The 19,670-nt window shown below is 58.3% G+C and carries 17 protein-coding genes; all 17 read right to left on the bottom strand.

From position 1 onward, the window contains the following. Positions 1-24: 24 nt before the first annotated feature. Entirely contained in the window at positions 25-1,338 is a 1,314-nt protein-coding gene (lpxB, locus tag QMZ18_RS20560; protein ID WP_282608220.1) for a lipid-A-disaccharide synthase, read from the bottom strand. Further along, on the bottom strand, positions 1,335-2,156 hold the full coding sequence (locus tag QMZ18_RS20555; protein ID WP_282608219.1) for an LpxI family protein: 822 nt from the start codon (positions 2,154-2,156) through the stop codon (positions 1,335-1,337). The genes lpxB and QMZ18_RS20555 overlap by 4 nt, the downstream gene beginning before the upstream one ends. 4 nt (positions 2,157-2,160) lie before the next feature. After that, entirely contained in the window at positions 2,161-2,952 is a 792-nt protein-coding gene (gene lpxA / locus QMZ18_RS20550; RefSeq protein WP_282608218.1) for an acyl-ACP--UDP-N-acetylglucosamine O-acyltransferase, read from the bottom strand. Beyond that, complete coding sequence (gene fabZ / locus QMZ18_RS20545) at positions 2,952-3,422, bottom strand: 3-hydroxyacyl-ACP dehydratase FabZ (protein WP_282608217.1); 471 nt, start codon at positions 3,420-3,422, stop codon at positions 2,952-2,954. The genes lpxA and fabZ overlap by 1 nt, the downstream gene beginning before the upstream one ends. Continuing rightward, complete coding sequence (gene lpxD / locus QMZ18_RS20540; RefSeq protein ID WP_282608216.1) at positions 3,415-4,455, bottom strand: UDP-3-O-(3-hydroxymyristoyl)glucosamine N-acyltransferase; 1,041 nt, start codon at positions 4,453-4,455, stop codon at positions 3,415-3,417. Before lpxD ends, fabZ begins: the two co-directional genes overlap by 8 nt. Before the next feature lie 8 nt (positions 4,456-4,463). Next, positions 4,464-5,042 carry an OmpH family outer membrane protein gene (locus QMZ18_RS20535; protein ID WP_282608215.1) on the bottom strand — a complete coding sequence of 193 codons (579 nt, stop codon included), beginning with the start codon at positions 5,040-5,042 and terminating at the stop codon, positions 4,464-4,466. 4 nt (positions 5,043-5,046) lie between these two features. After that, the gene (gene bamA, locus QMZ18_RS20530) at positions 5,047-7,335 is read right to left on the bottom strand and encodes an outer membrane protein assembly factor BamA (RefSeq protein ID WP_282608214.1); all 2,289 of its coding nucleotides are present in this window, start codon (positions 7,333-7,335) and stop codon (positions 5,047-5,049) included. Positions 7,336-7,394: 59 nt separating this feature from the next. Then, a complete protein-coding gene (gene rseP / locus QMZ18_RS20525) occupies positions 7,395-8,495 on the bottom strand; it encodes an RIP metalloprotease RseP (protein WP_282608213.1) in 1,101 nt (366 codons plus the stop codon). A 132-nt stretch (positions 8,496-8,627) separates the two neighbouring features. Continuing rightward, positions 8,628-9,833 (bottom strand): 1-deoxy-D-xylulose-5-phosphate reductoisomerase, encoded by a 1,206-nt coding sequence (locus QMZ18_RS20520; protein WP_282608212.1) that lies wholly within the window; start codon positions 9,831-9,833, stop codon positions 8,628-8,630. Between the two features lie 39 nt (positions 9,834-9,872). Further along, positions 9,873-10,772 (bottom strand): phosphatidate cytidylyltransferase, encoded by a 900-nt coding sequence (locus QMZ18_RS20515; protein WP_282608211.1) that lies wholly within the window; start codon positions 10,770-10,772, stop codon positions 9,873-9,875. Beyond that, positions 10,693-11,427 (bottom strand): isoprenyl transferase, encoded by a 735-nt coding sequence (locus tag QMZ18_RS20510; protein ID WP_282608210.1) that lies wholly within the window; start codon positions 11,425-11,427, stop codon positions 10,693-10,695. Before QMZ18_RS20510 ends, QMZ18_RS20515 begins: the two co-directional genes overlap by 80 nt. A gap of 38 nt (positions 11,428-11,465) precedes the next feature. Next, the gene (gene frr / locus QMZ18_RS20505; protein ID WP_322097259.1) at positions 11,466-11,987 is read right to left on the bottom strand and encodes a ribosome recycling factor; all 522 of its coding nucleotides are present in this window, start codon (positions 11,985-11,987) and stop codon (positions 11,466-11,468) included. A 52-nt stretch (positions 11,988-12,039) separates the two neighbouring features. Beyond that, positions 12,040-12,768 carry a UMP kinase gene (pyrH, locus tag QMZ18_RS20500; protein WP_282608208.1) on the bottom strand — a complete coding sequence of 243 codons (729 nt, stop codon included), beginning with the start codon at positions 12,766-12,768 and terminating at the stop codon, positions 12,040-12,042. 465 nt (positions 12,769-13,233) lie between these two features. Further along, positions 13,234-14,160, bottom strand: coding sequence for a translation elongation factor Ts (gene tsf / locus QMZ18_RS20495; RefSeq protein WP_282608207.1), 927 nt, complete (start codon positions 14,158-14,160; stop codon positions 13,234-13,236). A 96-nt stretch (positions 14,161-14,256) separates the two neighbouring features. Further along, complete coding sequence (rpsB, locus tag QMZ18_RS20490; protein ID WP_282608206.1) at positions 14,257-15,165, bottom strand: 30S ribosomal protein S2; 909 nt, start codon at positions 15,163-15,165, stop codon at positions 14,257-14,259. A 200-nt stretch (positions 15,166-15,365) separates the two neighbouring features. Further along, entirely contained in the window at positions 15,366-18,839 is a 3,474-nt protein-coding gene (gene dnaE, locus QMZ18_RS20485) for a DNA polymerase III subunit alpha (RefSeq protein WP_282608205.1), read from the bottom strand. A gap of 119 nt (positions 18,840-18,958) precedes the next feature. Next, on the bottom strand, positions 18,959-19,663 hold the full coding sequence (locus QMZ18_RS20480) for an ABC transporter ATP-binding protein (RefSeq protein WP_282608459.1): 705 nt from the start codon (positions 19,661-19,663) through the stop codon (positions 18,959-18,961). Positions 19,664-19,670 lie beyond the last annotated feature (7 nt).

Raw genomic sequence — 19,670 nt, 5'->3', positions numbered from 1 at the left:
CTCTCCCCTGTTCGGTCGCTTCGCTTAGCGGCCGGTTGCTGGTAGGTGTTTTATCTGGGCAAGGATCTGGCGCGCTGCAACCATGCTCGGACTTTCGCCGTCCGGAGTCAGCACGCCCACCACCTTTTGAAATTCATCCAGTTGGCGCTGCCGCTGATCGCCGCCTTCCATCAATGCTGACAGGTTTGACGCAATGCTTTGCGGGGTCAAGCTGCCCTGCAGGAGCTCAGGCACTATTTGACGATCCAGCAACAGATTCGGCAGGCTGACATACTTGATCTTCAGAATATACGGCGCCAGCCAGGCAGTGATTGCGTTTGCCCGATAACCGATGACGGTCGGCACGCCTGCAACGGCCAGTTCCACGGCGACCGTTCCGGAGGCAGCCAGGGCCGCTTCGCTCTCCTGAAACGCATCGTGCTTCTCGGCGAAGCCTTCAACCACCGTCACCGGAATCTGCCAAGCTGCGGTCTGCTCGCGCGCCAGGGCCGCAACATTGGAGACAGTCGGCACCACCGCATGGAGATGCGGAACCTGTTCAGCCAACTGTTCCAGGCCCTCGCCAAACACCTTGCTCAGACGCGATACCTCGCCTTTACGGCTGCCAGGGAGTACACAAACCACGCGGGCGTTCTCAGCTATCCCGTAGCGCTGACGAAAGCTGCCCACATCCGTAGCGGCTGTGTCTGCCTGTACGGCGGTGCTTTGGCCTCGGCCTTCGACTGCCGGATGGCCAACGAACTTGGTCCTCAGGCCATGTTTTTCGAAATAGGGCGGCTCGAACGGCAGGAGTGCGAGAAGCAGATCCAGATACTTGGCCACATGTTTCGCCCGCCAGGCCTTCCAGGCCCAAACCTGGGGCGCCACATAATGGACCAGCGGGATCCCCTCGCCTTTCAGCCCTTCCGCAATTTCGAGGGTGAAGCTGGGCGAATCGATTGTCACCAGGACGGCCGGGCGATCACGCAACACAGCGGCCCGAGTCTGTTTGATCCGGCGAAAAATCTTAAGGGCATGGGGCAGAATTTCGACAATCCCCATGACTGCGAGCTCGTCGATCGGAAATAGGGTTTTAAGTCCGCGCGCCACCATGTTCGGCCCGCCAACACCCGCAAAACGCACTTGCCCCTCGGTCAAGTCGTCGATCGCTGACATCAGCCGCGCACCAAGCAGATCGCCTGAAGGTTCGCCCGCCACCAGGTAAATCAGCGGCATTGAGCCAGTGGCCACGTCGTGCCCTGCATCCGGGCCTGAATCTGGGCCCGAATCTGGGCCCGTATCTGGATTTGAAACCGGTCCGGTGTCCTGGCCGGCACCGGTCAGGACCGGCGTCGTCATTGCGGCACCTCGATGCCAACCACGAAAATACCGCTTTCATCCGCTGCGGCCCGGACAGCATCCCGGTCGACGATCAGAGATCCGCCGGCTTCGACGGCAATTCCGCGAAGTCCGCTTTCCGCTGCATTTCGAACCGTCACTGTCCCGATCGTCGGCAAGTCCGCGCGGCGCTCCTGCTGCGGTTTCTTAACCTTTACCAGCACGCCGCCCGAACCGGATCGGCGCAGTTTTGCACAGCGGGCGATCAAGGCATCTGTGCCTTCAACCGCCTCCACGCCCAGGATAAAACCTTGTTGGACGATCACCGACTGTCCTACATCCTGCGCGCCGAGTGCACGCGCTACGGCGACACCGCGGTCAATGTCCGCCAAAGCCTCCTCATCTGGCTCGATACGGCTAATGACGCCGTCGGTCGCCAGGATATCGCCCAGGACATCGTCGATCCCGACGACCCGAAAACCCTCGTTTTCGAGATAGCTGATGATCGCCTTCAGCATGCCGTCATCACCGAGGCCTGCGGAGCCGATCTTGGTCAAAAACTTGAGAGCCTGGAAATCAGGGCGAAGATCACCGAGGCTCGGGCGCTGGACGGCGCCCGCCATGACCAACTCGCTGACACCGGCATCGCGAAGCGGTTTTAGTGCCGAATAGGCACCGCCAAGCCGGGTCCAGACGTGCTCGACCCCATCAACAACCTCCGGGTTTGTATGGCCGTTGAACGCAACGACGAAGACCTCGCGCCCCTGCATATGGCAGTGATTACGAATACGGACCGGCAGCTCGCCTGAGCCAGCCAAGATGCCGAGCTTAGGTGCCATGCCGCTACTTTTTCTTCGGGTGAAGGAGTCCGCGAGAAGACTCGCCTTGTATGAAGGTCAATACATCGCGCACCGGTGCGCTGTCGCTTTCATCGGCGTTGAATTCGTCGAGCCGGTCGGCAAAGTTACCCGTCTCTGAGAAGAGTTTTTTGTAAGCATCCTGGAGCTCTACGATGGCGCTTCGCTCGTGGCCTCGACGCTTCATGCCGATCAGGTTCAGACCATTGAGGCTTGCACGTTCACCCGTCACCATGCCGTAAGGAATAACGTCATTCTCAACACCCGACATGCCACCGATCATGGCATCCCGGCCGACACGCACAAACTGATGGATCGCAGCCAAACCGCCGACAATGGTGTTTTCGCCGATCACGACGTGTCCGCCGAGAGTCGCGTTGTTCACCAGGATAACGTGATCGCCAAGAATACAATCGTGTGCAACATGGGCGCCAACCATCAACATACAACCGTTTCCCACGACGGTCTTCATATGACCGCCCTTGGTACCCGGATTGATGGTAACATGTTCGCGGATGATATTGTCACTCCCGATCGAGACGGTCGACTCTTCGCCACCGAACTTGAGGTCTTGCGGCTGATGCCCGATCGACGCGAAGGGAAAGATTTGTGTCCGCGCGCCGATGCTCGTGCGTCCCTCAACCACAACGTGGCTGTGAAGCACAACGTCTTCCCCGAGCTCGACACTAGGCCCCACCACGCAGAAGGGACCGATCTTGACCGTATCGGCCAGGACAGCCTCTGGTGCAACCACCGATGAGGAATGAACTTCAGCCATCAATCATCCATGATCATGGCGGAGAATTTTGCTTCGGCAACCAAAGCACCCTCGACACGGGCTTCTCCGCGGAACTTCCACACGTTTCTGCGGTTCCGTTCCTTTACAACGTGGATCTTGATCGTCGCCCCGGGCACGACTGGTTTGCGGAACCTGGCCGAGTCGATCGTCATGAAATAAACCAGCTTCCCAGCTGCTTCGCCGTCGAGCGTTTCGACGACGAGAACGGCAGCCGTCTGTGCCATGGCTTCGACGATCAGAACACCTGGCATAACCGGCTGTCGCGGGAAATGTCCCTGAAAGAACTGTTCATTGATCGTAACGTTTTTAACGCCGACCGCACTTTCACCAACAACGATCTCTTCGACACGATCAATCAGCAAAAACGGATAACGATGCGGAATCAGTTCCATAATCCGCATGATGTCGGCTGACCTGACCGCAGGCCGGGCCACTTCAAGCTCACTCATCGACCTTCCCTCTTTGGCCTTTTTCTTTTAATTGGCGCTGCCACATCGTCACGAGACGGAAGTAATCCTTAAGCGGTATTGCTGGAATGCCACCAACCGTATGCCCGGGTGGAACATCCCGCATAACCGCGGACTTACCGGCTACCTGCGCGCCCTTACCGACTTTCGTGTGACCGTTCACACCCGATCCTGCCGCAATGACGACAAAATCCTCAAGCTCGGAACTGCCGGCCATGCCAGCTTGTGCAACCAGCACACACCCGCGCCCGAGGCGCACGTTGTGCCCGATTTGTACAAGATTATCAATCTTTGTGCCGGTGCCTATGACCGTATCCGGTCCCGCACCCCGGTCAATTGTTGAATTCGCTCCGATTTCAACGTCATTTTCGATAATTACGCGGCCAAGTTGGGGTACGTCCTCATAACCCTCCGGATCCATCGCGAATCCGAATCCACGCGTCCCGATCCGCACGCCGGGATGTACTTTGCAACCCTGGCCTATCATGCAGTGGCTAAGGGAGGCACCGACACCAATCAGGCAGTCGTCGCCAATCACCACGCCGGGTTCGATAACCGCGTTCGCCTCGATCCGGCAACGCTGCCCCAATTCGACCGAAGCGCCAATTACGGCGCCCGCGCAAATCTCACAATCCGCCCCAATGACGGCGCTGGAATCGATAACCGCAGAGGGGTGAATGTCCGCCTGCCGTTTGGGCGAGGGATAAAAGGCTTGGGCAACCTTGGCGTAGGCTCTGTGAGGCTTGTCTGTGAGCAACAGCGCCATGCCCTCAGGTGCCTTTGCAGCGAAACGGGACTCGGCGATACAGGCCCCCGCCCCACTGTTTTCGAACTGTCCGATATAGCGTCGATTATTCAGAAAGCTGACATCGCCTGTACCAGCGGTATCAAGCGGCGCAACGTCAGTAAAAATCTGCTCAGGATCCGCTGTGTCCGGTATCTCGGCACCAGCGATGTCCGCCAGTTGTCTGAGGGTAAAGGGACCCGCAACGGTAAAAAAGCGGGGATCAGCCATAGTAAGCCTTAATTTTGAGGCGAGGGAACCGTCACCTCGGTCAAAGTCTCGTTGAGGCGCTTAACCACCTCGTCCGTGATTTCCATATCATTGCGAACCAGAACCACGGCAGTCTTCGGCAACACCAAATCCAGCTTTCGTTCGGTTGCAATCTGCTGGGCGATCGTCACAAGCGCGCCCTGAACCTGTTTCACCGCCTGGCCATAGACCCTGTCCAGCTCTTTGCGCCGGGCCTGCACCTGACGCTGAAGAGACGCCACCTGCTGTTCCAGTTCGCTGCGTTTTTCAGCGAACGCCTCGGCGGAGAGGATCGAACGCTGCCGGGCCAGTTCCTGATCGGCCGATCGCAGCTCGTCTTCACGCTGCCGCAATTCTTCCTGAAAGGTGCTGCGGCGCGCTTCCATCTCTTTCGACAGGCTACGCATCGCAACGGACTCGCGGAGAACTTTTTGAGTGTCCAGGATACCGATCACCGCCGGATTGGCGGCTTCGGTCTGCGCTTGTGCCAGGGCCGGCGCACATAGGCAACTGACCAAGATTACCAGCCGCAGCAGCTGCGCAGCACAAGCGGATACACGCTGGCTCATCTGATTAAAAGTTCGTTCCAAAGCTAAAGTTAAGAATCTCCGTTTCGTCGAAGTCTTCTTTAACCACGGCAAGGCCTAAGTCGACGACGATCGGGCCAAAGGGAGAGTTCCACGAAACCCCGGTGCCAACTGTGACACGCGGGCTAGAGCTATCATCTACCCCTCTATCAGAGCCGTCTATACCAAATGACGCACCGACATCGGTAAAGAGCCGGCCACGAATATCGAACTCTTCAGGCAGACCGAGCGGAAAGGTCAGCTCCAGGGTGCCCACGTAAAACTGGTTCGCCCCCAGGGCATCGTCACTGGCACGATCACGCGGGCTGATACCGCCGATCTCGAATCCGCGCGGGCGCGATCCGCCGACAAAGAACCTGTCGGCAATCCGGGTATCCTCGCCGATCCCGACAATATGACCAACCTCACCACGGGTACTGAAGGTCCAGTCGTCGGCAACGGTATAGTAGTAACCGCCCGCAAGAGACGCCTTGAAGAAATGGCGGTCGCCACCGAGCCCGGCAAGTGTCGTGCGGAGCCGGACGATCTCGCCTTCACGCGTGTCGAACTGCGAATCCCGGGTGTCGTAAGTGAAGTCATTACCGATGCTTGAGCGCAGGGACTTGCCCTCTTCACTTCGAATCTGGATCGCGGCATCGTCGTCCACATCGGAAATGTCAGTGTCTTCAAGCGTATAGCGGACCACGTGCCGAATATCCTCGGTCAGCGCATAACCGCCACGTAGGGAGAAACCGAGCCGCTCTTCATCGAACGCCCGCGCGTCGTCTTCAGTGGTTACACGGAAAACGTCGAAACCGGCCGCCAGCTCCCGGTCAAGGAAGTAGGGTTCAGTAAAGCTGATGTCCGCCTGTGTACCGCTGCCGGCGATAGAAACGTTAAACCGAAGATCCTGACCACGTCCCAGAAGGTTTCGTTCACGAATACCGACGGAAGCCAAGGGGCCGGACTGTGTTGAGAATCCCGCGCCGAAACTGATATCGCCCGTGGACTGCTCCTCGACGTTCACCTTGACCACTGTCCGGTCCGGTGTACTGCCGGGAGTGTTGTCCACGTCAACGGTCTGGAAAAAGCCCAGGCGCTGAATGCGGCGGCGCGAGCGGCGAAGTTTCGTACTGTTGAAGGCGTCGCCTTCTACCAACCGGAACTCTCGGCGGATGACCTTATCGAGAGTGCGGGTGTTGCCTTCGATATCGATTCGCTCGACAAAGACCTTGGGCCCCTCTTGGATATCGAAAACAATATCGATCTTCCGGTTTTCGGGATCACGATCGGTCTTGGGTCGGATATCGACGAAGGCATACCCCAGATTGCCGACGGCGTCGGTCAGGTTCGAAACCGTATCTTCGACGGCGCTGGCATCGTAGGTGTCGCCTTCCTCGGTCAGCAGCGCATCGCGCACCTGTTCAGGATCGAGGTTCCGCAGCGTCGTCTCAACGTCGATCTTGCCGAAGTCATACTGTTCCCCCTCAACCACCGTGAAGGTGATGATGAAGCCCTCGCGGTCCGGCGCCAGCTCGGCAACTACCGAATTCACCCGAAAATCGGCATAGCCTTCGCTCAGATAAAACCGGCGAAGAAGCTCTCGGTCGAAGGTCAGGCGGTCCGGGTCGTAAGTGTCGGTCGAGGAGAGAATTCGGTAAAACGCCGACTCGCTGGTCGCGATGGCTTCTCTGAGCCGGCCATCCGAATACTCGCGATTACCGATGAAGTTGATCGCATTGACCCCGGTGAGCTCACCTTCACTGATTTCAAAGACCAGATCGATCCGGTTCTGAGGAAGCTGAATGACCTTGGGCTCGACCGTCGCCGCAAATCGTCCCGAGCGCCGGTAAAGCTCGAGAATCCGCTGAGCGTCCTTTTGAACCTTAGTCCGCGTGAAAACCACGCGCGGCCTCAGAATCACCTCGGCCTCGAGGACCTCATTGTCCAGGCGGTCGTTACCTTCGAACGCAATCCGGTTGATAATCGGATTCTCAACGACGTTGACGATCAGGGCATTGCCCTGACGCCGCAGGGTTACATCTGCGAACAGTCCGGTGGCAAAAATGCTCTTGAGGGATTTATCCAGTGCAACGGGGTCGAAATTATCGCCGGGGTTGACCCGCATGTAGGAACGTACAGTCTCCGGCTCGATACGCTGACTACCCTCGACACGTATCTCGTCAATGCGACCTCCGGACAGCAGTTCCTGCGCATATGCCGGACTACTAGCGGCCCCTAAGATGCTGCAAAGCCATAGCCCTAGCACCAAGGCCGCACATGGCACACGAATCACGTTACAAAACCCCCGAACACCTTACTTAGGTGAAGAACCGATCTATGTACCCAGATACCTCAAAACAACCCAAAGTGATCGAGGTCGTTCCACGTCGCAAAGACCATTAAGCTCAATACCAGAGCCAGACCGATACGGAAACCGTATTCTTGCGCACGCTCGCCCAGTGGTCGTCCACGCAGCGCCTCAATCGCGTAAAAGAAGAGATGACCGCCATCAAGCATGGGGACGGGGAAGAGATTGATCAGACCGAGGTTGACCGAGAGAATCGCCAAAAGTGACAACAGATTGAGGAATCCGAATTCGGCGACCTGCCCTGACATCTGCGCGATTCGCAGAGGGCCGCCCAATTCTTTGGAACTGCGGTCGCCGGTGATCATCTGGCCGACTGCCTTCAGGGTGTTGCCGGTAACGCTGACGGTCTCGAGCGTGGCACGCCAAACTGCAGTCAAAGGATCATGGCGCTTGTATTCAGCGCCGCTCCGGCTGATCCCGAGTCGCCAGATCTGCTGTTCGCTGCCGAAAGATTCCTGCGTAGCCGGCTTGGGAGCGGCCGTAAGTCCGATTTCGGCGCCATCCCGCAGAACGTCAATCTCCAGCGCGCGTCCTGCGCTTAGCTGAACGATGGTCTGTAGTTCTTCAAAGCGCTCAACATCGCTGCCGTCGACCCGGATGATCCGGTCACCGGGCTGAAACCCTGCCTCGGCTGCAGCCGAATCGGGAATGACCTCACCAACCGTCGCCGGCGTGAAGGGCTGTCCGATATACATGAAAAGCCCGGCGAAGATGACGATTGCGAGCAGGAAATTCGCCAGCGGCCCGCCTGCGACAATCCAGGCGCGCTGCCCCAGGCGTTTGGCCTGAAATGATACCTGGCGCTCTTCCTCGGTCATGGGGGCGTCCGAGGGCCGACTGGCGACATCCGCATCGCCGAACATCTTCACGTAGCCGCCCAACGGGATCAGGCTAAATTTCCAGCGCGTGTTGACCCGATCCGTCCACCCGAAAATCTCCGGACCGAAACCGATCGAAAAGACCTCAACTCGGACACCGTTCTTGCGAGCGATCAGGTAATGGCCCATTTCGTGAACGAAGACGAGTACGGTCAGAACAACCAAAAAGGGAAAGACCGTCCCGGTTAACACATTAAGAAATTCCATATCGTTCCGTCCGAATTAACCAACACCTTGCCTGCGCCGGAACAATTCCGGTGACGGCGGTCAACTGCACTCTACCACTTAGGTCTTTCGACCTCATTTAGATAGCCGGGATCACCTGAACGTGTCCCGGGTCTACGCTGCCTGCTCGATCAGGCCGAGCGCGTAGCGCCGCGCGGCTGCATCCACGGAAACCACATCGTCGAGCGACGCCGACTGGCCGTTCGGCAGACCTGTCAGCGTTTCTTCAACAATCGCCGCGATTTCCAGAAATCCAATCGCGTTTTTTAGGAAGCTGGCGACCGCTATCTCATTGGCAGCATTTAAGATAGTGGGGGCGTCACCGCCGTTTCGCAAGGCCTCACGTGCCAGACGCAACGATGGAAAACGTTCCGGGTCGGGCGCTTCGAACGAGAGTTCGGCAATTTTTGTCAAATCCAGCCGGTCGACCGGCGCGGACATCCGCTCAGGCCAGGCAAGACTGTAGGCAATAGGCGTACGCATATCCGGCATTCCCAGTTGGGCGAGTACCGAGCCATCCACGTACGAGACCATAGAGTGGATGACCGACTGGGGATGCACCAGGATATCGATGCTTGATTCCGGCATATCGAACAGGTGAACCGCCTCGATCAGTTCGAGCCCCTTGTTCATCATGGTTGCCGAATCGATCGAAATCTTGGCACCCATGTCCCAATTCGGATGCGCAAGAGCCTGTGCCGGCGTCACTGCCGCCATCTCAGACTTGGAGAAAGTGCGGAAAGGGCCGCCGGACGCCGTTAAAATCAGGCGCTCGACCGTGTTGCGCCGTTCGGCATCAAGGACCTGAAAAATCGCATTATGCTCTGAATCGACCGGCAGCAGCGTCGTCCCGCTTGCCTTTATCTCCGCCTTCATCAAGGCGCCGGCGCAAACCAGGGTCTCTTTGTTCGCCAGGCCGACCGCCACGCCCTGGCGGATAGCGGCCAGAGTTGGTTCCATGCCCGCCGCACCGACGATCGCCGCCATGATCCAGTCCGCAGGCACTTCGGCGGCGGCGATTAGGGCGTCGCGCCCGGCAGCCGTTTCGATGCCGCTACCGGAGAGCGCGTCCTTCAGCGCCCCATAGGCGCTTTCATCGGCCACCACCGCCAACTTCGCATCCAGACGGCGTGCCTGTTCAGCCAGAGCCTCTGCGCTGCCGTTTGCGGTCAGGGCAACGATTTCAAAGCTTTCCGGGTTTCGCTCGATCAGATCGATCGTACTTTGGCCGACAGATCCGGTCGAACCGAGGATGGAAACTCTGCGTTTGCCGGTTTCGGGTTGCAATGCCGTATTTGATGAAGCCCGTGACGGTGTCATAGCTGCTCTCGGCTGCTGTTCGGCGTTGCGCGCAACATACTACAATCCCGCCTGCGTACCCAGCCACACAAATGCCGCAGTGGCCAGGCTGGCGGCCAGCAATCCGTCGACCCGGTCCAATACACCGCCGTGTCCGGGTATGACGTTACTTGAATCCTTGGCATCGAACTGGCGTTTCAGGTGGGATTCAAAAAGATCGCCGGCCTGAGAAATCACAGCAAGTACAGCGGCGCCTCCAATCAAGAACGCCCAAGGTGTGGGAAACAAGGCGAGGATTCCGCTAGAAGTGAACCAGATTCCAACACCGACACTGACCAAAACCGCGGCAACTGCCCCGCCCACCAAGCCAGCCCAGGTTTTATTTGGGCTGAAACGCGGCGCCAGCTTAGGCCCTCCGATCGTCCGGCCTGCGACATAGGCACCGATATCCGTAGCCCAGACGACGAACAGCAGCCAAAAAATCCCCACATAGCCGAGGTTTTCCGTCTCGCGAAGCCAGATAAAAGAGATGAAAGCCCAGGAAAGATAAATCACGCCGCCAACCAGCCAGGAGACCGACGGATGTTGTTTGTTCGCTGCCATCACGGCCGTCCCCATGGCGCCGACGACGACAATCCAAGCAGCGATCGCGTAGAATCCCAGTGCTGCAGTGAAGACCGCGACGACAACGGAAGTGATGACCAACCAGCCTGTAGTACTTAGCTGCCCGCGCCCGCACAGTCGCGCCCATTCCCAGGCGGCTATACCGGACGCCAGCAGCATGAGCAGATCGCTATAGGGAGAGCCGTAGTAGAGGGCAAGCAGAACCGGTGGCGCTAAAACAACTGCTGCCAGAACCCGCTGCGTCAGGGGGCTCAGGCTATCCAGAGTCAGCTGCCGCACCGAAACGCCGATCACGCCGTTGATATTCTCTGATTGCGTCGGCCAGATCGTCTTCATCGAAGTCAGGCCAAAGCTTTTCAACGAACACCAGTTCGCTGTAGGCCGACTGCCAAAGTAGAAAATTACTGATTCTCTGCTCACCCGAGGTGCGGATCAGAAGGTCCGGATCGGGAATACCATCAGTCCAAAGATAAGATCCAAAACGGGTTTCGTCCAATTCCTCCGGCTTTATCTTGCCTGCCGCCACGGCCTCGGCCACACGACGGGCTGCCGTCGTAATATCCTGCCGTCCGCCATAACTGAGGGCCATGACAAGGGTCAGTTGGTCATTGTCCTTGGTGGTCTTCTCCGCGTCCTCGATCAGACGCACAATATCCCCGGGCAGACGGTCGCGCTGACCGATCACCTGAAGACGGATTCCGTTCTCGTGAAACTTCGCCAGTTCGCTCCGCAGGTAACGCCGCAGCAGCCCCATGAGGTCTTCGACCTCGGCCATGGGACGGCTCCAGTTTTCCGAGGAAAAACCATAAAGCGTGAGGTAGGGAATCCCCAGCTTCATCGCGGCCTTGACCGTACGGCGCACTGATTCGGCGCCCTGCCGGTGTCCGGCCGTACGCGGCAGCCCGCGCGCATTGGCCCAGCGGCCGTTGCCGTCCATGATGACGGCGATATGCGTCGGCTTTTCACCTGAGAATGACTGCAGCGTATCCATGGAGCTGTGCCTGGGACCCTAGATGACCGGTTTAGACCCTATACCTGAAGGATCTCTTCCTCTTTTTGCGCAAGGGCCTCGTCGACCAGCTTGATGTGCTGGTCGGTCAAGTCCTGGATTTCTTCGTTCCAAAGATGGTGCTCATCCTGCGAAATATCGCCATCCTTTTCCATCTTCTTCAGCATTTCCATGCCGTCACGCCGGACATTCCTGACCGCCACCCGGCCTTGTTCCGCATATTTGCCCGCAATCTTGGAAAGCTCGACGCGCCGTTCTTCCGACAAGGGAGGAATCGGCACACGCACTAGCTGGCCATCCGGCGAGGGGTTCAGGCCGAGCCCCGATTCGCGAATCGCCTTCTCAACAGCGCCGACCATGGAACGGTCCCAGACCTGGACGGTCAGCATCCGCGCCTCGGGGACACCGATCGTCCCAACCTGGTTGATCGGCATCGAGGAGCCATAGGCCTCGACCATAATTGGCTCCAGCAGCCCGACCGAGGCCCGGCCGGTGCGGAGACCGACGAACTCTTTGCGAAGGGCCTCCAGCGCCCCGTCCATGCGGCGTTGTATATCGCTTAGATCTGGATCCTGTGACACGGCTTATACCTCACTATGCACAATCATGCCGAACGATGGTGAATCTGCCATTTCCGTGGAGCACTTCTGCAAAGGCCCCCGGCTGGTAAATCGAAAAGACCGCAATCGGAATCGAGTTTTCCCGCGCCAGGGAAATGGCGGAGTGATCCATTACACCCAAATCCTGAGTCAGAACCTGCATGTAGGTCAAGCAGTCATAGCGTTTGGCGTCGGGAACAGTCACGGGATCGGCATCGTAGACGCCGTCGACCTTGGTGCCCTTAAGCAAAATGTCGCAGCTCATTTCCGAAGCGCGCAAAGCCGCCGCAGTGTCTGTCGTGAAGAAAGGATTACCGGTTCCGGCCCCGAAAATAACCACCCGTCCCTTTTCCATATGCCGCACGGCACGGCGCCGGATATAGGGTTCTGCAACGGTCGCCATGGGAATGGCCGACAGCACGCGCGTGTCCACATCGAGCTTCTCTAGAGCGTTCTGCAGTGCCAGCGAGTTGATGACCGTCGCCAGCATTCCCATGTAGTCAGCGGTCGAGCGTTCCATTCCAGCCGCTGCGCCGGACAGCCCCCGGAAGATGTTTCCGCCGCCGACGACCAGGCAAACCTCGATCCCCAGTTGATTGACGTCACGCACGTCGCCAGCGATCTGATCGACCGTCGCCGGATCCAACCCGTATTCCCGCGACCCCATAAGGGCCTCTCCCGAAATCTTAAGCATTACGCGCTTGTATTTCGGACTGTCGGCCATGGGATCTCCTTATCGGGTCGGGGGTATTGCCCCGGCGTTGTTTTATCGAGTCTGATCGCGTCTCTTTTAGTCAAAGAAAAGCGAAAATCAGCCTCTCCGTCGCACTCTATCGCCAAGAACGCTTCAGGTCATTACGCCCGCACCGCTCCGGCCAGATGAATTGGACCGGCTGCCGCTTCTGGTCCGACCAATGGCCCGGCCAGACTAAGTGACAGGCGAATACGTCCAACATGAGGCGACGAATCGGCAAGACGGCGCATAATACACGAAACTATACCGCATCGCGAAACCCCTAAGCGCCGTTTCGTTCAATTATCAGCCTCACGCAAAACCCCCGTGCAAATCAGCACAGAGGCCCTCTTCCTGACTTCAACTCAAGAAGACGATCCAAGGCTGTCGGATCAATTCCGACCAGCCTTGAAAAAATCTATCGGCAGCATGAACACGCGGTTCATGCGCATCCGATCAGCCGCCAAGCGTGGCAGCAACCTCAGCAGCGAAGTCGGCCTCTTCTTTCTCGATGCCTTCACCGAGCTGGAAGCGTGCAAAGCCGGTAAGCTTCACCGGTGCACCGACGTCATTGGCTGCGTTCTCAACTACCTTACGGACTTTGGTCTCGCCATCGATCACATAAGTCTGCTCCAGGAGGCAAACCTCCTCGTAGTACTTGCGCAGGCGGCCTTCGACCATCTTGGCAATGATCTCTTCAGGCTTACCGCTGGCCCGTGCCTGATCGCTCAGCACTTCACGCTCACGGTCCAGGGACGAGGCATCGACGTCACCCTTGTCGAGGGCCTGCGGATGAGCAGCCGCAACATGCATGGCCAACTGCTTGCCGAGGGCCGCGAGCTTGGCAGTGTCGCCGGTCGATTCCAGAGCAACCAGCACACCGATCTTACCGAGACCGGGCACGATCTGATTGTGCACGTAAGAGGACACGACACCGCTTTCGACCGAGAACTGCGCGGTACGGCGGATCGACATGTTCTCGCCGATCTTGGCGATCATGGTCGTAAGCTGGTCGGAGAGGACTGCGCCGCTGTCGGGATAACTGGCTGCAAGCAACGTATCGAGATTGCCGCCGGCGTTCAGAGCCATGGTGGCACAGGTGCTCACAAAACCCTGGAAGCTATCGTTACGGGCAACGAAGTCGGTTTCCGCGTTGACCTCAACCACGGCACCGCTGGTGCCTTCCGATGCTACACCGACAAGACCTTCTGATGCCACCCGGCCGGCCTTTTTGGCAGCAGCCGCCAAGCCTTTTTTGCGGAGCCAATCGACAGCGGCATCCAGGTCGCCGGACGTCTCGGTCAGCGCCTTTTTGCAGTCCATCATGCCGGCGCCTGACGACTCGCGAAGTTCTTTCACGAGCGCTGCGGTAATCTGGGTCATGGTGATCGTCTTTCCGAATAACAGAGTGGTAAGAAGTGGTTTTTATAAGAACGGCGGCCAATTGCCGCCGTTCTGAACTCACTGATGGCGGGAATGTTAAGCCTGAGCAGCCTGCTCGGGCTCAGCCTTTTCAGCGGCCTCTGCAGCGGGAGCTTCAGCAGCGGCTTCCGCCGGTGCAGCAGCTTCGGCAGCTGGGGCTTCAGCGGCGGGAGCCTCAGCAGCGGCCTCGGGGGCAGCGGCTTCAGGGGCAGCGGCTTCAGGCAGTTTCTCAACCGGCGCCTCTTCGGCAGCACCGATATCCGTACCGCTTGCCGTCAGTTCCTGCTGAATACCGTCGAGAACGCTCTCGGCCATCAGGTCGCAGTAGAGGCTGATTGCGCGGATCGCATCGTCGTTACCCGGGATCGGGAAGGTGATGTTGTCCGGGCTGGAGTTGGAATCGAGGATGCCGACCACCGGAATATTCAGCGTGTTGGCCTCGGCGATCGCAATGTGTTCCTTGTTGGTGTCGATCACGACGATCACGTCGGGAAGACCACCCATTTCCTTAATGCCGCCAAGCGCACGCTCAAGCTTGTCGCGCTCACGGGTGAGATTAAGGAGTTCTTTTTTGGTCAGACCGCTCTGAGCTTCGACCAGCCGCGTCTCAACTTCGCGCAAACGGCGGATCGACAGGGAGATGGTCTTCCAGTTGGTCAGCATGCCGCCGAGCCAGCGATGGTTGACGTAGTACTGGCCGCAGCGCTTGGCCGTATCAGCGACGCGCTCGCTGGCCTGACGCTTGGTGCCGACGAACAGAACCCGGCCGCCGCCTGCTACGACTTCGCGCACGAAGGCAAGGCCCCGATGCAGCAAAGGAACAGTCTGCTCCAAGTCAATGATATGAATGCCGTTTCTTTCGCCAAAGATGTATGGGGACATCTTTGGATTCCAACGACGGGTGGTGTGACCAAAATGAACGCCAGCTTCGAGCAGCTGACGCATTGTGAATGTCGGAAGCGCCATAAAAACTTTCTCCGGTTCTACCTCCGTGGGCCGTTCATCCGGACTATCCGGACACCAGATCGAAGACCGGGATTTCTCCCCAGCCTCCGCAAAACCCACGTGTGTGTTGCTGTTGAGCGGGGTGATAGCCCCGCAGACAGCCAATTGCAAGTGAAATTCAGGCTAAATCGACGATCTTGCCGCGCCAGGGCAACAGGCCGTCAGACGTCCTCAACGATCAAGCCGGGGATGGCTTTAATTGCCTGCCGGACCAGAGGAGAAATCTGATAGGCCCCTGGAAGCTCCATCTCGAGTTCCTGCCCATCCTCGAGATCCAGAACCAGAGATACCCGTCCCTTACCTCTCGCTGCCTGTCGTTCAAGGACAGACTTGAGGTTTTCCAATGGCTTATCATCGTTCATATAAAGCTTTAAGCCAGCATCGGTCTGCGCCGCGGCCTCATCCAGAAGGCGTATGGCCTGCCCCAGAAAGCGAGGATCCTCGCCTTCTCGCGAGTCGGCCGTCATGGTCACGATCAGAGGCTCGCCGGAATCCAGAAGCTCACGCGATGCCTGAAGAATTTCGGAGAACAGCATGACCTCTATCACGCCGGTCGCATCGGATAGCTGCACAAAGGCAAAGCGATTGCCCCGCTGTGACATCCGCTCCTGCTTGCCGATTACAATTCCCGCCATGCGGAGGATACCTGCATCGCGGCGTTTTGCCTGAACGACCAGCTCAGCGGCCGATTTGGTCCGCAGGCGCTCCAAAATCTTTTTGTAAGCGTCCAGAGGGTGGGCCGAGAGGTAAAAGCCGATGGCATCGAACTCGCGCTTCAGACGTTCCATCTCGGGCCAATCCGGAAGATCCGGCAAGGTAAGCGCATTAACCACGGCCCCTGCGCCGTCGCCGAATAAGCTTACCTGCGCGCTCTCCCGCTCGCTGGCCGCAACGACCGCATGGCGCATCACGATATCCGCACCCGTAAAGACTTTGTGCCGGTTCGCCAGGATTGAATCGAAGCCGCCAGCCGATGCCAGGTTCTCAATCTGGCGCTTATTGACTGCGCGGCAATCCACCCGATTGGCAAAATCCGCGATGTCCTTGAAGTTACCCGATGTTTCGCGCTCGGCCACCACACTCTGCATGGCCGCACCGCCAACGTTCTTCACGGCCGCCAGGGCGTAGCGCACGGCCTTCTTGCCGTCCTCCATGACCTCTACGTTGAAATCTGCATTGGAGCGGTTGAGATCAGGCGCCAGAAGCGGAACTTTCAGCCGGCTCAATTCCTGTCTGAAAACATTGAGCTTGTCGGTGTTGTTCATATCGTAGGTCATGGAGGCCGCCATGAATTCCACGGGAAAATTAGCCTTCAGGTACGCGGTATGATATGCGACCAAGGCATAGGCTGCCGCGTGGCTCTTGTTGAAACCGTAGCCTGCGAATTTGTTCACCTGATCGAAGATCTCGTCCGCCTTTTCGGCGTTGACGTTGTTCTTGACCGCACCGTCGTTGAAGATTTTGCGCTGGGCCTCCATCTCGGCCTTGATCTTCTTACCCATCGCACGCCGCAGCAGATCGGCACCGCCCAGTGAATAGCCCGAAAGCACCTGGGCAATCTGCATGACCTGCTCCTGGTAGATCATGATGCCGTAGGTCTCTTTCAGGATTCCTTCAAGTGTAGGGTGAAGATAATCGGGCTCTTCCTGTCCATGTTTCCGCCGGATGTAACTGGGGATGTTGTCCATTGGTCCGGGGCGATAGAGCGCCACGACGGCGATAATGTCCTCGAAACGGTCAGGCTGCAGCCGCTTCAAGACGTCTCTCATGCCCGAGGATTCCAGCTGGAACACGCCAACCGTGTCACCGCGGCTCAACATATCGAAGGAGCGCTTGTCATCCAGCGGTATCGCCTCGAGGTCTATTTCTCCGCCGTTGAGGACGATGAACTCACAGGCTTTTTGAAGAACGGTGAGGGTCTTGAGGCCCAGGAAGTCAAACTTCACCAAGCCGGCCTGCTCGACAAACTTCATGTTGAACTGGGTCACCGGCATGTCCGAACGCGGATCGCGGTACAACGGCACCAGTTCGTCGAGCGGCCGGTCGCCGATCACCACGCCCGCGGCGTGGGTTGAAGCGTGGCGGTAGAGACCTTCCAGCTTTAGAGCAACATCCAGCAACCGGGCCACCGTCTCATCGTCGCGGCGCATGTCGCGCAACTGCGGTTCGCCGTCGATGGCCTCCTGCAGGGTCACGGGGTTCGCCGGGTTGTTCGGTACCAGTTTGCTGATCCGGTCGACCTGCGGATAGGGCATCTGCAGGACACGTCCCACATCGCGGAGTGCCGCGCGGGCCTGAAGCTTACCGAAGGTAATGATTTGCGCCACACGATCGTGACCGTATTTTTCCTGAACGTAACGAATAACCTCGTCACGCCGGTCCTGACAGAAATCCACGTCGAAGTCAGGCATCGACACACGTTCGGGGTTGAGAAAACGCTCGAACAGCAGCCCCCAGCGCAGCGGATCGAGGTCAGTAATCGTCAAGGCCCAGGCGACAACGGAACCGGCACCAGAGCCACGTCCAGGCCCGACGGGTATTCCCTGCCCCTTCGACCATTGGATAAAATCGGCAACAATCAGAAAGTAACCGGGAAAACCCATCTGCTCGATGACGCCCAACTCATAATCCAGGCGTTTGCGGTACGTGTCTCCCAACTCTTGCCGGGCGGCCTCTCCCATGTCCTCGCTATAGACCTGAGCCTGGAGGCGTGCCTCCAATCCTTTTTCAGACTGGGCTCGCAACTCTTCCGTCTCGCTTCTGCCCGCTTCCGTGGTGTAGGCTGGCAAAATCGGTGCAACGAATTCCGGAAAGTATGAACAGCGGCGTGCGACCACCAGGGTGTTGTCGACAGCCTCTGGAAGGTCGGCAAAAAGAGCCCGCATCTCCTTGGCCGTCTTGAAGCGATGCTGAACTGTAAGCTTTCGCCGGTCGTCCTGAACGACGTAAGCCCCTTCGGCAATACAAAGCAGCGCATCATGCGCCCGGTACATGCCTTCGTCGGCAAAGAAGACGTCGTTGGTCGCAACCAACGGCAAATCGAAGCGATAGGCCAGATCGATCAGGCGCTCTTCGATGCCATGCTCTTCCGGTAGGTCATGCCGCATAACCTCGACGTAGAAACGTCCTTCGAAGATCTCTGCGAGGCGCTGCAATTCCTCTGCGGCTTCTTCGTCCCGGCCATTGTTGAGCAACCGCCCAACCGCACCGGCGGGCCCGCCACTCAAGGCGAGCAAACCCTCCGAATGAGCCGCAAGGCTTTCCATATCGATCTGGGGCGAATCGCCGGGTTCGGTTTCCAGAAAAGCTTTGGACACCAACTTCATCAGATTCAGATAACCCGCCTCGTTCTGCACGAGCAGCGGCAACTGATCCGGTTCGGGCCGCACGGCCGTGCGTACGTCGACATCGCTGCGGCTGATCGCGAGCTGGCAGCCGATAATCGGCTGCAGACCGGCGCCTTTGGCTGTAAAGGCGAACTCAAGCGTGCCGAAGAGGTTGCAGCTGTCAGTAATCGCAGCAGCCGGCATATCATGCTTGCGGCAGAGCTCAATCAGGTCTTTGACCTTGATGGCGCCCTCGGACAGCGAAAAGGCGGAATGGACTCGAAGGTGGACGAAATCGGAATGTGACATGGTTAAAAGATTCCACGCCTGTCTTAAGCTGTCAGCCGGAACAAGGCGGCAACATGCAGCAAGTTATCCACAGGAACTATGACGATGCCGCAACCTAGGTCGGCATCCCCCTAACGCCGCTAGGAAATCCGTCCATGCTCGAATCGCAAGGTGCGATCCATCCGCGCGGCCAAGTCGAGATTATGGGTCGCAATCAGCGCTCCAAGACCGACGTTGCGCACCAAGTCCACCAAGATCGCGAAAACCGAATCGGCGGTCTCAGGATCCAGGTTTCCTGTCGGCTCGTCGGCCAGCAAAATCGCCGGAGCGTTCGCCAAACCGCGCGCGATGGCGACACGCTGCTGCTCACCGCCTGAGAGTTGGCCTGGCCGGTGTTCGGCGCGGTCTGCCAGCTTCACCATATCAAGCAGTTCCAAAGCCCGTTTACCGGCCACCTGCCTATCGATCCCAGCCAGCATCTGCGGTAGCACGATGTTCTCCAGCGCCGAAAATTCAGGCAGGAGATGGTGATACTGATAGACAAAGCCGATCGTCGAACGCCGCAGAGAAGTAAGCCCGAGGTCGTTGAGTTTCGAGGAAGGCTTGCCGCCGATCCAGACCTCGCCCTTATCTGCACTTTCCAGGAGCCCCGCAATATGCAGCAGGGTCGACTTACCGGCGCCCGAAGGGCCGACCAACGACACCAGCTCTCCCGGTTCGATGTTCAGAGATACGGATTGCAGCACCGCCAGATCGTTTTCGCCCTGATGGAAAGTCTTGCTGACCTTTTCAAGACGCAGCGCGCTGCCATTGGCACCGGCAGTTCCCGCCGTCTTTTCCGCCATCTGCTTT

Source organism: Pelagibius sp. Alg239-R121 (assembly GCF_947331435.1).
GTDB lineage: Bacteria > Pseudomonadota > Alphaproteobacteria > Kiloniellales > Kiloniellaceae > Denitrobaculum.
This window is presented reverse-complemented; position numbering and strand designations above follow the sequence as displayed.

What these genes read in the sequence shown, in the direction of transcription:
- lpxB (WP_282608220.1), bottom strand. Translation starts at nt 1,338, where the DNA reads ATGACGACGCCGGTCCTGACCGGTGCCGGCCAGGACACCGGACCGGTT.
- QMZ18_RS20555 (WP_282608219.1), bottom strand. Translation starts at nt 2,156, where the DNA reads ATGGCACCTAAGCTCGGCATCTTGGCTGGCTCAGGCGAGCTGCCGGTC.
- lpxA (WP_282608218.1), bottom strand. Translation starts at nt 2,952, where the DNA reads ATGGCTGAAGTTCATTCCTCATCGGTGGTTGCACCAGAGGCTGTCCTG.
- fabZ (WP_282608217.1), bottom strand. Translation starts at nt 3,422, where the DNA reads ATGAGTGAGCTTGAAGTGGCCCGGCCTGCGGTCAGGTCAGCCGACATC.
- lpxD (WP_282608216.1), bottom strand. Translation starts at nt 4,455, where the DNA reads ATGGCTGATCCCCGCTTTTTTACCGTTGCGGGTCCCTTTACCCTCAGA.
- QMZ18_RS20535 (WP_282608215.1), bottom strand. Translation starts at nt 5,042, where the DNA reads ATGAGCCAGCGTGTATCCGCTTGTGCTGCGCAGCTGCTGCGGCTGGTA.
- rseP (WP_282608213.1), bottom strand. Translation starts at nt 8,495, where the DNA reads ATGGAATTTCTTAATGTGTTAACCGGGACGGTCTTTCCCTTTTTGGTT.
- QMZ18_RS20520 (WP_282608212.1), bottom strand. Translation starts at nt 9,833, where the DNA reads ATGACACCGTCACGGGCTTCATCAAATACGGCATTGCAACCCGAAACC.
- QMZ18_RS20515 (WP_282608211.1), bottom strand. Translation starts at nt 10,772, where the DNA reads ATGAAGACGATCTGGCCGACGCAATCAGAGAATATCAACGGCGTGATC.
- QMZ18_RS20510 (WP_282608210.1), bottom strand. Translation starts at nt 11,427, where the DNA reads ATGGATACGCTGCAGTCATTCTCAGGTGAAAAGCCGACGCATATCGCC.
- frr (WP_322097259.1), bottom strand. Translation starts at nt 11,987, where the DNA reads ATGGACGGGGCGCTGGAGGCCCTTCGCAAAGAGTTCGTCGGTCTCCGC.
- pyrH (WP_282608208.1), bottom strand. Translation starts at nt 12,768, where the DNA reads ATGGCCGACAGTCCGAAATACAAGCGCGTAATGCTTAAGATTTCGGGA.
- tsf (WP_282608207.1), bottom strand. Translation starts at nt 14,160, where the DNA reads ATGACCCAGATTACCGCAGCGCTCGTGAAAGAACTTCGCGAGTCGTCA.
- rpsB (WP_282608206.1), bottom strand. Translation starts at nt 15,165, where the DNA reads ATGGCGCTTCCGACATTCACAATGCGTCAGCTGCTCGAAGCTGGCGTT.
- dnaE (WP_282608205.1), bottom strand. Translation starts at nt 18,839, where the DNA reads ATGTCACATTCCGATTTCGTCCACCTTCGAGTCCATTCCGCCTTTTCG.
- QMZ18_RS20480 (WP_282608459.1), bottom strand. Translation starts at nt 19,663, where the DNA reads ATGGCGGAAAAGACGGCGGGAACTGCCGGTGCCAATGGCAGCGCGCTG.